This window comes from Mumia flava, assembly GCF_002797495.1.
Taxonomy (GTDB): Bacteria; Actinomycetota; Actinomycetes; order Propionibacteriales; family Nocardioidaceae; genus Mumia; species Mumia flava.
Genome location: NZ_PGEZ01000002.1, coordinates 177,638 through 191,091 on the forward strand (window position 1 = coordinate 177,638; position 13,454 = coordinate 191,091).

Below are 13,454 nucleotides of genomic sequence, written 5' to 3' on the forward strand. Positions count from 1 at the left end.
AGACCGTGAGGGACCCTGCATGACCGTCGCCGACCTGAGGGCCCGGCTGCGCGACGTGACCCTGCGCGACGAGCGGAGGCTGCGGCGCCGCCTCGACCGGGCCGCCTCCCAGCGCGACCGCGGCCGCCGGGAGCGCGACCTCGCCGACGTCGAGCGCCAGATCGGCTCGGCCGAGCAACGACTGTCACGGCGCGCCGCATCCGTCCCCACCCTCGAGTACCCGGCCGAGCTGCCGGTCACGGACCGTCGCGAGGACATCGCCACGGCGGTCGCCGACCACCAGGTCGTCGTGGTCGCGGGCGAGACCGGCTCGGGCAAGACGACCCAGATCCCGAAGATCCTGCTGGGACTCGGCTACGGCGTGCGCGGCACGATCGGGCACACCCAGCCGCGCCGGATCGCCGCCCGCAGCGTCGCTGCCCGGATCGCGGAGGAGACGAAGGCGACGCTCGGCGCCGCGGTCGGGTACGCGGTCCGCTTCGACGAGGTCGCGAGCGCCGACACGCTGGTCCGCGTGATGACCGACGGGATCCTGCTCGCCGAGATCCACGACGACCCACTGCTGCTGCGCTACGACGCGATCGTGATCGACGAGGCGCACGAGCGGTCCCTGACGATCGACTTCCTGCTGGGCTACCTGCGCCGGCTGCTGCCGCGGCGTCCGGACCTGAAGGTCGTGATCACCTCGGCGACGATCGATCCGGAGCGCTTCGCCGAGCACTTCGCGGGACCCGACGGCACCCCGGCGCCGATCGTCGAGGTGAGCGGACGCACGTACCCGGTCGAGGTCCGCTACCGGCCGGTCGCCGAGCGTGACGACGGTGACGTGCTGGCGGCGATCTCCGACGCGGTCGACGAGCTCGCCCGCGAGCCCGAGGGCGACGTCCTGGTGTTCCTGTCCGGCGAGCGCGAGATCCGCGACGCCGCCGACCTGCTGCGCGAGCGCACGCTGCGCCGCACCGAGATCCTCCCGCTGTACGGCCGGCTGTCCGCCGCCGAGCAGCACAAGGTCTTCGAGCCGCACACCGGCCGGCGGATCGTGCTCGCGACCAACGTCGCCGAGACCTCGCTGACCGTGCCCGGCATCCGCTACGTGATCGACCCCGGCACGGCCCGGATCTCGCGCTACAGCCAGCGGCTCAAGGTCCAGCGGCTGCCGATCGAGCCGGTCTCCCAGGCCAGCGCGCAGCAGCGCGCGGGACGCTGCGGCCGGGTCGCGGACGGGATCTGCATCCGGCTGTATGCCGAGGAGGACTTCGAGGGCAGGCCCGCGTTCACCGACCCCGAGATCCTGCGGACCAACCTCGCCTCGGTGCTGCTGCAGATGGCCTCGCTCGACCTCGGCCCGGTCACCGAGTTCCCGTTCCTGGACGCGCCCGACACCCGGGCCGTACGCGACGGTGTCGCGCTCCTCACCGAGCTCGGCGCGCTCACCGATGATGCTTCGGGCCGGCGCAGCTCGCTGACCCAGGTCGGGCGCCGGATCTCGTCCCTGCCGCTCGACCCGCGGCTCGCGCGCATGCTGCTCGCGGCCTCGGACTACGGGTGCCTGCGCGAGATGCTCATCATCGTGTCCGGGCTGTCGATCCAGGACCCGCGCGAGCGTCCGCTCGAGCACCAGCAGGCCGCCGACGCCAAGCACGCGCGCTTCGCCGACCCCACGTCGGACTTCCTCGCCTACCTCAACCTCTGGAACCACCTGCGGGAGCGTCGCCGGGAGCTGTCCGGCAACGCGTACCGCCGCGAGGTCCGCGAGGACTTCCTGCACTTCCTGCGGATCCGCGAGTGGCAGGACGTGCACGCGCTGCTGCGCACCCAGGCCAAGGAGCTCGGGCTCGACCTCAACGACTCCCCCGGCGACGCCGACCGGATCCACCAGGCCGTGCTCGCCGGGATGCTGTCGCACGTCGGCCTGCGCGACGGCGAGACCCGCGAGTTCCTCGGCGCCCGCAACGCCCGGTTCATGGTCTTCCCCGGGTCGGCGCTCGCGAAGAAGCCGCCGCGCTGGCTGGTCGCGTCCGAGCTGGTGGAGACGTCACGCCTGTGGGCGCGCACCGTCGCCCGGGTGGAGCCGGAGTGGATCGAGCGTGAGGGCGCGCACCTCCTCAAGCGCACGTACTCCGAGCCGCACTGGTCGCGGCGCCGTGGCGCGCCGATGGCCCACGAGCGGGTCACCCTGTACGGCATCCCGGTGGTCGCGGACCGGCTCGTGCCGTACGGCCGGGTCGACGCCGAGGTGTCGCGCGAGCTGTTCATCCGGCACGCGCTCGTGCAGGGCGAGTGGAGCACGCACCACGCGTTCGCCCGCCACAACGCCGAGGTGCTCGCGGAGGTGGAGGGTCTCGAGGACAGGGCGCGCCGCCGTGACATCCGGGTCGACGACGAGACGCTCTTCGCGTTCTACGACGCACGCGTCGGCTCGGGCGTCGTCTCGGTCCGGCACTTCGACTCGTGGTGGAAGAAGACCCGGCGCAAGCAGCCCGACCTGCTCGACCTCACCCCGGACGACCTGGTTCGTGACGACGCGTCGGACGTGAGCGAGCACGCGTACCCGACCACCTGGCAGTCCGAGGGGTACGACCTGCCGCTGTCGTACACGTTCGAGCCGACCAGCGAGATCGACGGCGTCACCGTGGACGTCCCGGTCGAGCGCCTCGGCGACCTCGACGCGACGTCGTTCATGTGGAGCGTGCCCGGCTACCGCGCCGAGCTCGTCACCGCGCTGATCCGCGCCCTGCCCAAGCAGCAGCGACGTCTCTTCGTCCCTGCACCCGACGTGGCACGACGGCTGCTCGAGGCGGGTCTGGACACCTCGGCGCCCGTCGGCGAGGCGATGGCGGACGGTCTGCGCCGGCTGACCGGCGAGCACGTCCGACCGGAGGCGTTCGACCCCGCCGCGGTGCCCGCCCACCTGCGCGCGACGTTCCGGGTGCTCGACGGTGAGACCGTGCTCGAGCAGGGCAAGGACCTGGACGACCTGCGTGAGCGTCTGCGCCCGCGGCTGCGCAGCACGCTCGCCCGCGCCTCGAGCGAGATCGAGCGCGACGGGATCACCAGCTGGGACTTCGGGACGCTGCCGCAGCAGGTCACCGCGAGCAGCCGAGGCCACGACGTGACGGCGTTCCCGGCCCTGATCGACCGGGCCGACACCGTCGACATCCGGGTGCTGACCACACGGGCCGAGCAGCAGGCGGCGATGCGCACCGGAATCCGACGCCTCCTCGCACTCGCCATCAGCTCCCCGGCCGCCCAGGTCGCACGCGACCTGTCGACGCGCAGCAAGCTGACGCTCGCCGGAGCCCCGTACCCGTCGACGTCCGCGCTGATCGCCGACTGCGTGCTGGCGGGCATCGACGCAGCGAGCGGGCGCGCGGTCGTCTACGACGCCGACGCGTTCGCCCTGCTGCGCGAGCAGGTCCGGTCCGAGCTGTACGAGCAGACCCGCGCCGCTGCCGCCGAGACCGAGCGGGTCGTGTCCGAGGTGGCGACGCTGCGCACCACGCTCGATCGCGTGCGGACGGCCAAGCCCGAGATCGTCCGCGACGTGGAGGTCCAGCTCTCGTGGCTGGTCTACGACGGGTTCGTCGCGGAGACGGGGCTGGACCAGCTCCGGCACGTTCCCCGATACGTACGGGCGGCCGTCCACCGGCTCGAGCACGCCGACGAGGGCGCCGAGACCGACAAGCGGCTGACGGTGCAGGACCTCGAGGCGCGCTTCTACGAGATCGTCGAGCGGTCCGACGGGGCCACCCGTGCGTCCGACGCCGTACGGGAGGCCCGGTGGGCGCTCGAGGAGCTGCGGGTCAGCCTCTTCGCCCAGCGGCTGCGCACGGCCACGACGGTGTCGGCGAAGCGGGTCGGCAAGCTTCTCGACGCGATCTGACCGGCCGCGCGGTCCAGCCGCTCACTCGCCGATCGGCAGCGACGCCTCCGAGAGCTCCGACACGACCGGCTGGAGCGAGCCGAGCGCCCCGTCGAGCGGCACGACCGTGGTCGCGTCGACCGCCGGCTCCGCGTCGCACCCGGCCGCTGCGCCCACGACCAGCGTGACCTGCGCCTCCGAGGACGTCCGGGTGACCGCGTAGCCGGCGAGACCCGAGCATGCCGGGTCGCCGCCGTCGTAGGTCACGTCGAGCGTCCTGCGGCCCGGCCCGCCGTCGACGCCCGTGACCACGGCCGTGCGGTAGGTCTCCCACTCCGTGTCGATCATCGTCAGGTCCGGCACCTCGCCGAGGCTGCCGAGCGTGACCTCGTCAGACACGGGGTCCGGCGCGGGCTGCTCCGTGCAGCCGGCGAGCGCGAACGGCACCGCGGCGGCCGCCAGCGCAGCGCATCCGCGGCGACGGCCCGAGCCTCGTCGCATGCTCACACCGCCGACGGTACCGGCGCACCCCGACGTTCCCCAGCGGGTCCCGTGCGTCGGACGCCGGACCTCAGCCGACGGCGAGCAGATCGATGACGAAGATCAGCGGCTCGCCGGACAGCGGGTGGCCGCCGCCGGCCGGGCCGTACGCCTTCGCCGGGGGGATCGTCAGCTGGCGCCGGCCGCCGACCTTCATGCCCGGAATGCCTTCCTGCCAGCCCTGGATCAGGCCGCGCAGCGGGAAGCGGATCGACTCTCCGCGGTTCCACGACGCGTCGAACTCGGCTCCGTCCCGGAACTTCACGCCCACGTAGTGAACGGTCACGTAGTCGCCGGGCTTCGCCTCGTCGCCCGTGCCGGCAACGATGTCCAGGATGTCGAGGTCGTCGGGCTCGGGGCCCTCGGGGAACTCGACGACAGGCTTCTCGAGGTTGCTCATGGCTCCACCCTCCCACGGCTCACGCCGAGCCGTGCGCCCAGGCACGACGCCCCGGTGACCCGCCGGTCGGCCCCTGGGTCGACTCAGGCGGTGGGTGCGACCTCCTCCAGCGCGTCGTTCAGCCGGTCGAGCAGCCGCGCGAGCGCGTCGAGGTCCTCCTCGTCCCAGTCCGCGATCGCCTCGGCGAGGCGCGCGCGCCGGGCCGCCCGCACCGACGCCAGCCGGCTCGCAGCGGTCTCGGTCACCCGCACCAGGCGGGCGCGTCCGTCGCTGGGGTCGATCTCCCGCTCGACCAGTCCCAGGCGGTGCAGCTGCGACAGACCGCGACTGACCGTGGACTTGTGCACCCCGACCGCGTCGGCCAGCTCGGTCCCCCGAACACCGTCGCGCCCCTCGTTCGCGTCGTTGACCGCGAGCAGCAGCAGGTAGGCCGCGAAGTCGAGCTCCGGGTGGACCTGGCCGATGCTCTCCATGCCCCGCATCCGCGAGCGTCGCAGCAGGCGGGCGATCTGGTACTCGACGTCGTGGTCGACGCCGGTGGTCGAGGTCATAGCGAGAACTCCGGTCTGGTGCGAGAGTCGGGCCAGGTCCGCTGCGCGCGCGGCGATCGCGGTCAGGATCAGACTATCGGCGATGCAGACCACGCGGACCGCAATGTCGTTCGCGCGTTCCGCGGCGCGACGGTGACGCAGCACCGGCGCCGCTCGTCCGCACGTACCGCGGCCCGCGTCACCGGGGGTGGATGACGCGGGCCGCGGCCCGGTGGGGGCGAACCGGTCTCAGCGCAGCTCCGCCGACGTCAGCCCGAGCACGCGCCGGGCGACGATGAGCTGCTGGATCTGCTGGGTCCCCTCGAAGATGTCGAGGATCTTCGAGTCGCGGGCCCACTTCTCGAGGAGCTCGTCCTCGCCGTACCCGAGCGTGCCGGCGAGCTCCACGCAGCGCAGCGTGACGTCGTTGCAGGTCCGACCCGCCTTCGCCTTGGCCATCGACGCCTCGAGCGAGTTCGGCTGCCGGTTGTCCGCCATCCACGCCGCGCTGAGCGTGAGCAGCCGGGCCGCCTCCCAGTCGGACTCCAGCTGGAGGTACGTCGCGGCAGCCGCCGACTGCGCGAGCGCGGGACGGTCGTAGTCGATCTCGACCCCGGCGCTCTCGAGGATCTCGCGGGTGCGCTCGAGCGCGGCGCGCGCGCAGCCGATCGCCATCGCGGCCACCAGCGGACGGGTGTTGTCGAACGTCTGCATGACGCCGGCGAAGCCCTTGTCGACGTTCACCTCGGGGTCACCGAGCAGGTTCTCGGCCGGCACCCGGCAGTCGTCCAGCACGATCGTGGCGGTGTCGGACGCCTTGATCCCGAGCTTGTGCTCGAGCCGCTCGACCCGGATGCCGGGCAGGGACTTCGGGACCACGAACGACTTGATCGCCGCCCGGCCGAGGTTCTTGTCCAGCGTCGCCCACACGACGACCGCGTCGGATCGCTCGCCGGAGGTGACGAAGATCTTCTCGCCGTTGAGGACGTACTCGTCGCCGTCCTTCACCGCCGTCGTCGTGATCGCGGCCGAGTCCGAGCCGCAGTCCGGCTCGGTGATCGCCATCGACGCCCACATGCCGTCGAAGCGGGCGAGCTGCTCGTCGGTGGCGACCGAGGCGATCGCGGAGTTGCCGAGCCCCTGGCGAGGCATCGACAACGTGAGGCCGACGTCCCCCCAGCAGGTCTCGGCGACCGACAGGACCGAGGCCATGTTGGAGCCGTTGCGGACGCCGCCGTCGCCGTCGTCGCTGCGCCGCACGCCGGTCGCGCCGGCGCCCTGCCCCTCTCCCGAGTCGGCGAGGCCGTCGATCAGCGAGGCGAGGAGGTCCAGCTCCTTGGGGTAGGCGTGCTCGGCGAGGTCGTACTTGCGGGAGTTCGCACGGAGGAACTCGGTGGCCACGCGGTTCGCCTGCTCGACGAAGGCGCGGAACTTCTTGGGTGTCTCGAGGTTGATCATCGTCTGCTTCCTTCCGGGCCCCTCAGACGAGGAGGCCACCCTCCATCACGCCGACCGACCGCAGGTCGCGGTACCACCGCTCCACCGGGTGCTCCTTGGTGAACCCGTGGCCGCCGAGCAGCTGGACCCCGTCGGTCCCGGCCTTCATGCCGTACCGAGCGACGAGCTGGCGAGCGATCGCGGCCTCGCGCGCGAAGTCCTTGCCGAGATCGGCGCGCGAGGCCGCACGCAGGGTCGCGAGCCGCGCGCCCTCGAGCTCGATCGCGATGTCGGCCACCATGAACGCGACGGACTGCCGGTGCGCCACCGGCTCGCCGAACGCCTTGCGGTCCTTCACGTACGGCGTGACGTAGTCCAGCACGGCCTGCTGGGCGCCGAGGGCCAGGGCGCTCCAGCCCAGGCGCGAGAACCGCACCGCGTCCGCGTAGCCCTCGATGCTGTCGGCCAGCATCGCGGTGTCGGGCAGCATGACGTCCTCGAGCACCAGGCGCGAGAGCCCGGCGGCGCGCAGACCCATCGACGGGTCGGTCTCGATCGCGATCCGCGGCGTGCTGGACTCGATCACGAACAGCGCGGGCCGGCCGCTCTCCAGTGCGGCCGCGACCACGAACAGCTCCGCCGACGCGCCGCGGATCACGCCCGACTTCACGCCGTTGAGGACGTACCCGCCAGGCGTACGGCGCGCGGTGGTCTTGAGGCGGAACGGGTCGAACAGCGCACGCGGCTCGGCGATCGCCAGAGCGGCGGCGGGCACGTCGGACCCGGTGAACGCCGGGAGGTACGTCGCCTGCTGGTCGGCGCTCCCCCACAGCCCGATCGCGGTGGCCACCGCGCCCGGTGCGAGGAGCGCGGCCCCGATCCCCATGTCGCCGCGGCCGAGCGCCTCGGCGACCAGGACGCCCGTGGTCGCCGACCGCTCGGCGTTCAGGCCGCCGAGGTCCTCGGGCAGGCCCATCAGAGCCAGTCCGAGCTCGCTCGCCGCCGCCATGATGTCCGTCGGCGTGTCGAGCGACTCCTCGGCCTTCTCGACCGCCGGCCGGACGACCTCGGCGGCGAACTCGCCGACCAGGTCGACCATCATCCGCTGGTCCTCGGTCGGGGTCAGGTCGAAGACCCCGGCCGACGAGACCGCCGCCGGACGCGTCGGCGCGCCCCGCCCCTGCGCCTTCGTGAACGTCCGGCTGACCGCGGCCGCGGTCCGGAACCCCGTACGGGTGCCGTGGTAGACGATGCGCTCCGAGGGGCCGCGGAGGTTGAACCGGTCGAGGACCGGCAGCCCGGCGATCCGGTTGAGGACGGCGAGACCCCGGCTCATCGGGTCGCGGCGTGAGTGCGCTGCCACAGCGCCTCCTGATCATGGGTACAGCACGGATGGGACACCCGTACTGTAACTGAGAGTTTCACGCGGATGCACCCACCTCGGATGATTTCTTCGTGAAATCGCCTCCGTTCCATCGTCGCTCGCGACCCGCTCGGACGCACGACGATCGACCGGCCCCGCGCGATGCGGCCCGGCGCACCCGGTCGGATACGCTGGAGGCGCTGGGATCCGAGGCCCTCTGGGCCGCGCCGAAGGAGAACCGTTGACCGTCTCGCTGCCCACCGGAGGCACCGTCCGTCCGATCACCCGGTGGGGTGAGCCGGTCATGCACCGCAGGCTCACGCCCGTGACCGACTACGACGCGGACCTCGAGCAGCTGGTCGCCGACATGTTCGCCACCATGTACGCCGCCGACGGGGCGGGCCTGGCCGCGAACCAGATCGGCGTCGACCTCCAGGTGTTCGTGTTCGACTGCACCGACGGTGACCACCGACGGCAGGCCGGTGTCGTGTGCAACCCGGTGCTCACCCTGCCGGAGGGCGCAGACCGGAACCTCGACGACAGCGAGGAGGGCTGCCTGTCCCTCCCCGGCGCTTACACGTACTGCGCACGACCGGACTGGTCCCGCGTGGAAGGGACCGACCACACCGGGGCGCCCGTCACCTACGTCGGCGAGGGCGGGACCCTGGCGCGCTGCCTCCAGCACGAGACCGACCACCTGATGGGCACCGTCTTCGGCGACCGGGTCCCGGCCCGCGCCCGCAAGAAGCTCTACAAGCAGGCCGAGTCGATCGCCGACGACTACCCGAAGGACTGGCCGGCCGCGCCGCGGACGAGCAGCGCACACGATCTCTGAGTCCGACTCCCTGCCCGGCCCGGTCGATCAGGCCCCGCCGAGCGCCCAGCAGGCAACCGCCGTCGCCGACGCGACATTCAGCGAGTCGATCGACGCCGCCAACGGGATCGTGACCCGGAGGTCCGCGGCCTTGGTCCACCGCGCCGAGAGCCCGTGGCCCTCGCCACCCACCATGAGCGCGAGACGGGAGTCCGTCCCACGATGCTGCGCCGCAACCTCACGGAGGTCGACCGCGTCCGGCGCGAGCGTCATCGCGAGGCTGGTGAACCCGTGCTCGCGCAGCAGGTCGGGGAACGCGTACCAGTCGGCCACCCGGGCGTACGGGAGCCAGAACACCGACCCCATCGAGACCTTGATCGCCCGTCGGTAGAGCGGGTCCGCGCACCGTGGCGACAGCACGACCGCGTCGAACCCCAGCGCCGCGGCCGCGCGGAACACGCTCCCGATGTTGGCGTGGTCCATCAGGTCCTCGGCGACCACGACCCGCCGCGCGCCGGCGAGCACCTCCGCGACGTCGGGCAACGGCGCCCGCTCGAGACTGGCGAGGGCGCCGCGGTGCACGTGGAACCCGGTCAGCCGCTCGACGGCGTCGTCCGCCATCACGTAGACCGGCGCGTCCGTGGTGTCGAGCAGGTCCGCGAGCGGGTCGAGCCAGCGCGGCGACATCAGGAACGACCGTGCGCGGTGCCCGGACTCCAGCGCCCGTCGAACCACCTTCTCCCCCTCGGCGATGAAGAGACCGCGCTCGGTCTCCAGCAGCTTGCGGAGCTGGACGTCGCGGAGGTCGACGTAGTCGCGCAGGCGCACGTCCGCGGGGTCACCGACCTCGATCAGCTCAGCCATCGGACGGCTCAGCCCTCGTCCGGTCGGTGCTCCGGCTCCAGCTGGGACATCGCCCCCATCAGACGGTCCCGGGTCAGGGCCGAGTGCCGGGGATCGCGGTTGGACAGCACCGCGACGGTGGTCTCGCCCCAGCGCCCGGTCGCCGGGGTCCACGCGGTGCCGAGCGGGGCGTCGTCCGCGCGGACGCAGAAGATCTGCCGGAGGGACGCCTCCTCGGCGATCGCCGCATTCACCGCCGGACGGTCCGTCGCGGCCATCGCGTACCACGCCCCTGCGAGGTCTCCCGACTCGTAGCCGCGCTCGAGCCACGCCACCTCACCGGCGGCGACCCGCTCGGCGATCCGGGCGTCGAGGGCGGGCGCCACGACCGTGACCGCGGCCCCGGCGTCCAGCAGCGTCGGGAGACGCCGTGCGGTGACCCGCCCGCCGCCCACGACGACGACGCGCCGCCCGGCCAGGATCAGACCGGCGACGTAGGGCGGATGGGACAGACCGGGACCGTGCTCGCTCACACCCCGATGCTAGCGAGGCACGCGCGCGGTAGCGTCCGGGTCACCGACCCCGAACGAGCGGAGGAGAACCGATGACCCTCGACCGTCCCGTCGCCCCCGACCCGTACGACCTGCTGCCCGACGTCGGCACGTTCGACGTCACCAGCACCGACCTCACCGACGGCGACGCGTGCCCGGCGCTGCTGCTGCACGCCGGGGACAACACCTCGCCCCAGCTGTCCTGGTCGGGCTTCCCCGCCGAGACCAAGAGCTTCGTCGTCACGTGCTTCGACCCGGACGCGCCCACGCCGTCCGGGTTCTGGCACTGGGTGCTCGTCGACGTCCCGGCCGACGTGACCGCCCTGCCGACCGGTGCGGGTGCCGGCGACGCCGACCTGCCCGGCGGAGCCTTCCACGTCCGCAACGACATGGGCCATGCGCAGTACGACGGCTGCGCGCCGCCTCCCGGCGACATGCCGCACCGCTACTACTTCGTGGTGCACGCCGTGACCGAGGACAGCCTCGGCGTGGACGCCGACGCCACGCCGGCCGTGGTCTCGTTCAACCTCGCGTTCAAGACGTCGGCACGCGCGACGCTGGTCGGGACGTACCAGCACTGATCAGGCGCTCGCAGTCGTCGATGGCGTCGTTCAGCATGCCGCGGAGCACCCGGTCGGAGTCCGTGGAGACCGACCGTACGACGCCGTCGACGCTGTTGAGCACGATCCGCGGCGCCGCGCGGCGCGCGAAGTGCTTCGGGTGCGTGGTCAACCCTCGCCGGAACCCGCGCGCCCACTGCTCGGCGCTCGGCGCCTGCGCGAACGCGTTGCCGATCAGGTCCTCCATCCCGGGCGGGACGTCCGTGCCCGTGTCGTCGAACCAGCGCTCGCAGGCGAGCAGGCCGACGGCCAGCGCCCGCTGGTGCGCTCGCGGCGACAGCGGCAGCGCGGTGGTCGCCGTCCGGATGCAGACCGCCGGGTAGATCCTCGGGTCCGGGTCGTTCAGGCCGACGACGCGCGGCACCATCTCGACCATCGTGGAGCGCGTGTCGTCGCCGACGTTGTCGTTGACCAGCCGAGCGAGCCCGGCGAGGAGCGGATGGGTGCAGCGGGGCTGATCGCTCCACTTCTCGCCCGCGAGGTACGAGGCGAACTCCATGAAGCACGCGCCCTTGCGCGCGTTGCGGTGCTTGCCCGGCGAGAGGACGGGGATCAGGTCGGGGACGGTGCTCTGCCGCATGGCGTACCTCCTGAGGAGGGCTGGACGTGTCAGACCTTGATCTCAGTGTGCTCCCGATGCGCCCGTCCCGCTACCCGTGTGGTCCGCCGGGTGCGCGATCCGCCTCAGACCGGCGGTGCGGGCGGGCGTCCCTGGTCGTCCTCGCCCGGCTGGGCGGGCAGGTCGTCTGCGGTGTCCTCGAGGTCCGAGCGGTCCACGGGGGTCTCTGCGGCCGCGGTGTCCGCGCCGGTCGCGTCCTCGCCCAGCACCCGCGCCAGGCCACCCCCGGCGCCGCTGGACTGCGCGGACGCCTCCCGCGCCGCCGCGAGCGCCTCGCTGACCGCGTCGTGCGCGGCCGACAGGTCGGCCTGCGTCTCGCGCAGCTCCTCGGAGTCGTCGCCGTAGGACACCCGCGTGCGCGGCCCGTCGACCTCGGTCGGGATCTGGCCCTGGAACTGACCGACGGCGGCACCGAGACCCTTCATCGCCTCGCCGATCTCGCTCGGCACGATCCAGAGCTTGTTCGCGGAGCCCTCGGCGATCTTCGGGAGCATCTGGAGGTACTGGTAGGACAGCAGCGACTGGTCCGGACGGCCGTCGTGGATCGACTGGAAGACGGTCTGGATGGCCTGCGCCTCCCCCTGCGCCTTGAGGATGGAGGCCTCCCGGTCGGCCTGCGCCCGCAGGATCTGCGCCTCGCGCTGACCCTCGGCCGACAGGATCGCGGACTGCTTCTCGCCCTCGGCGGTCAGGATGGCGGACTGCCGGCTGCCCTCCGCCTGGAGGATCGCCGCGCGCTTGTCACGGTCGGCGCGCATCTGCTTCTCCATCGAGTCCTTGATCGAGGGGGGCGGGTCGATGCCCTTGAGCTCGACCCGGTTGACCCGGATCCCCCACTTGCCGGTCGCCTCGTCGAGCACGCCACGCAGCGCCGTGTTGATCCGCTCGCGGCTCGTCAGCGCCTCCTCGAGCGTCATCCCGCCGATGATGTTGCGCAGCGTGGTCATCGTCAGCTGCTCGAGCGCCTGGATGTAGTTCGAGATGCCGTACGACGCGGCGACCGGGTTGGTGACCTGGAAGTAGATCACCGTGTCGATCGAGACCACCAGGTTGTCCTCGGTGATCACCGGCTGCGGCGGGAACGACACGACCTGCTCGCGCAGGTCGATCTTGTAGCTGACCTTGTCGATGAACGGCGTGATGACGTTCAGTCCGGCGTTCAGGGTGGCGCGGTACTTCCCGAACCGCTCCACGATCCCGGCTCGCGCCTGCGGCACGATCTGGATGGACTTCGCGAGCGCCACCACGGCGAAGACCGCGACGAGCGCCAGGATGATCAGCAGGGGGGCCATCAGCAGGGGTCCTCGTTCCTCAGGAGTGTCGACGTGGCCGAGAGCCTAGCGTGTGCCCGGGGCCGGTCGTCCGGTCGTCGGGCAGTCAGTCCTCCGAGACGATCAGTCCTCGGGGAACACGACCGCGGTGGCTCCGTCGATCTCCAGGACCGACACACGTGCGCCGGAGGCGATCGGCCGGTGCGGATCGAAGGAGCGTGCGCTCCAGATCTCGCCGTCGAGCTTCACCTGCCCGTGGTCGCGGTCGATCGCCTCGACCACCACGGCGCTCTGCCCGACCAGCGCGGCGACCCCGGAGCGCAGGTCGGGGCCCGAGTGCAGCCGCCGGAGCATCGACGGGCGGGCCAGCCACAGCATCCCGAACGCGACCACCACGGCGACCAGCACGCTGAGCACCAGGCCGCCCCCGACGGCCGAGGTGACGCCGCCGGCGAACGCGCCGAACGCCAGCATCAGGAAGACCAGGTCGAGGCTGAGCATCTCGACGACCAGGAGGAAGAGGCCGAGCGCCGTCCACGCCGCCCAGGCGTTCTCGGCGAACCAATCCCAGATCCCGCTCATGCCTCGATCCTAGGTGATCGAG

13 protein-coding genes are annotated in these 13,454 nt (G+C 72.3%); 3 read left to right on the forward strand and 10 right to left on the reverse strand.

What is annotated here, in order from left to right:
- Positions 1 to 19 precede the first annotated feature (19 nt).
- Positions 20 to 3,883 carry an ATP-dependent RNA helicase HrpA gene (gene hrpA / locus CLV56_RS15025; protein WP_039362070.1) on the forward strand — a complete coding sequence of 1,288 codons (3,864 nt, stop codon included), beginning with the start codon at positions 20 to 22 and terminating at the stop codon, positions 3,881 to 3,883.
- 21 nt (positions 3,884 to 3,904) lie between these two features.
- Here the strand turns inward: hrpA and CLV56_RS15030 are convergent, their stop codons facing one another.
- From CLV56_RS15030 to CLV56_RS15050, 5 genes are all read right to left on the reverse strand, one after another.
- The gene (locus CLV56_RS15030; protein ID WP_157805183.1) at positions 3,905 to 4,369 is read right to left on the reverse strand and encodes a hypothetical protein; all 465 of its coding nucleotides are present in this window, start codon (positions 4,367 to 4,369) and stop codon (positions 3,905 to 3,907) included.
- A 64-nt stretch (positions 4,370 to 4,433) separates the two neighbouring features.
- Positions 4,434 to 4,802, reverse strand: coding sequence for an FKBP-type peptidyl-prolyl cis-trans isomerase (locus CLV56_RS15035; RefSeq protein WP_039362074.1), 369 nt, complete (start codon positions 4,800 to 4,802; stop codon positions 4,434 to 4,436).
- A gap of 83 nt (positions 4,803 to 4,885) precedes the next feature.
- Positions 4,886 to 5,353 (reverse strand): MarR family winged helix-turn-helix transcriptional regulator, encoded by a 468-nt coding sequence (locus tag CLV56_RS15040; RefSeq protein ID WP_039362266.1) that lies wholly within the window; start codon positions 5,351 to 5,353, stop codon positions 4,886 to 4,888.
- Between the two features lie 228 nt (positions 5,354 to 5,581).
- Positions 5,582 to 6,790 (reverse strand): acyl-CoA dehydrogenase family protein, encoded by a 1,209-nt coding sequence (locus CLV56_RS15045; RefSeq protein WP_039362076.1) that lies wholly within the window; start codon positions 6,788 to 6,790, stop codon positions 5,582 to 5,584.
- Positions 6,791 to 6,812: 22 nt separating this feature from the next.
- Complete coding sequence (locus tag CLV56_RS15050; RefSeq protein ID WP_245857959.1) at positions 6,813 to 8,132, reverse strand: acyl-CoA dehydrogenase family protein; 1,320 nt, start codon at positions 8,130 to 8,132, stop codon at positions 6,813 to 6,815.
- A 241-nt stretch (positions 8,133 to 8,373) separates the two neighbouring features.
- On the opposite strand from CLV56_RS15050, the gene def reads away from it, so the two are divergent.
- Entirely contained in the window at positions 8,374 to 8,967 is a 594-nt protein-coding gene (gene def, locus CLV56_RS15055; protein ID WP_039362080.1) for a peptide deformylase, read from the forward strand.
- A 27-nt stretch (positions 8,968 to 8,994) separates the two neighbouring features.
- Here def and CLV56_RS15060 read toward each other — a convergent pair whose 3' ends face one another.
- Both CLV56_RS15060 and CLV56_RS15065 read right to left on the reverse strand, forming a co-directional pair.
- The gene (locus CLV56_RS15060) at positions 8,995 to 9,810 is read right to left on the reverse strand and encodes a TrmH family RNA methyltransferase (protein ID WP_039362084.1); all 816 of its coding nucleotides are present in this window, start codon (positions 9,808 to 9,810) and stop codon (positions 8,995 to 8,997) included.
- 8 nt (positions 9,811 to 9,818) lie between these two features.
- On the reverse strand, positions 9,819 to 10,322 hold the full coding sequence (locus tag CLV56_RS15065) for a precorrin-2 dehydrogenase/sirohydrochlorin ferrochelatase family protein (protein WP_211288160.1): 504 nt from the start codon (positions 10,320 to 10,322) through the stop codon (positions 9,819 to 9,821).
- Between the two features lie 71 nt (positions 10,323 to 10,393).
- Between CLV56_RS15065 and CLV56_RS15070 the strand changes: the two genes are divergently transcribed.
- Entirely contained in the window at positions 10,394 to 10,921 is a 528-nt protein-coding gene (locus CLV56_RS15070) for a YbhB/YbcL family Raf kinase inhibitor-like protein (RefSeq protein ID WP_039362086.1), read from the forward strand.
- On the opposite strand, the gene CLV56_RS15075 is transcribed toward CLV56_RS15070, so the two are convergent.
- The 3 genes from CLV56_RS15075 to CLV56_RS15085 form a co-directional block, all read right to left on the reverse strand.
- Positions 10,875 to 11,540, reverse strand: a complete 666-nt coding sequence (locus CLV56_RS15075) for a hypothetical protein (RefSeq protein WP_039362089.1) — start codon at positions 11,538 to 11,540, stop codon at positions 10,875 to 10,877. The genes CLV56_RS15070 and CLV56_RS15075 overlap by 47 nt on opposite strands.
- A 104-nt stretch (positions 11,541 to 11,644) precedes the next feature.
- The gene (locus CLV56_RS15080; protein ID WP_100415218.1) at positions 11,645 to 12,871 is read right to left on the reverse strand and encodes an SPFH domain-containing protein; all 1,227 of its coding nucleotides are present in this window, start codon (positions 12,869 to 12,871) and stop codon (positions 11,645 to 11,647) included.
- Positions 12,872 to 12,973: 102 nt separating this feature from the next.
- Positions 12,974 to 13,432 (reverse strand): NfeD family protein, encoded by a 459-nt coding sequence (locus CLV56_RS15085; RefSeq protein WP_039362091.1) that lies wholly within the window; start codon positions 13,430 to 13,432, stop codon positions 12,974 to 12,976.
- Positions 13,433 to 13,454 lie beyond the last annotated feature (22 nt).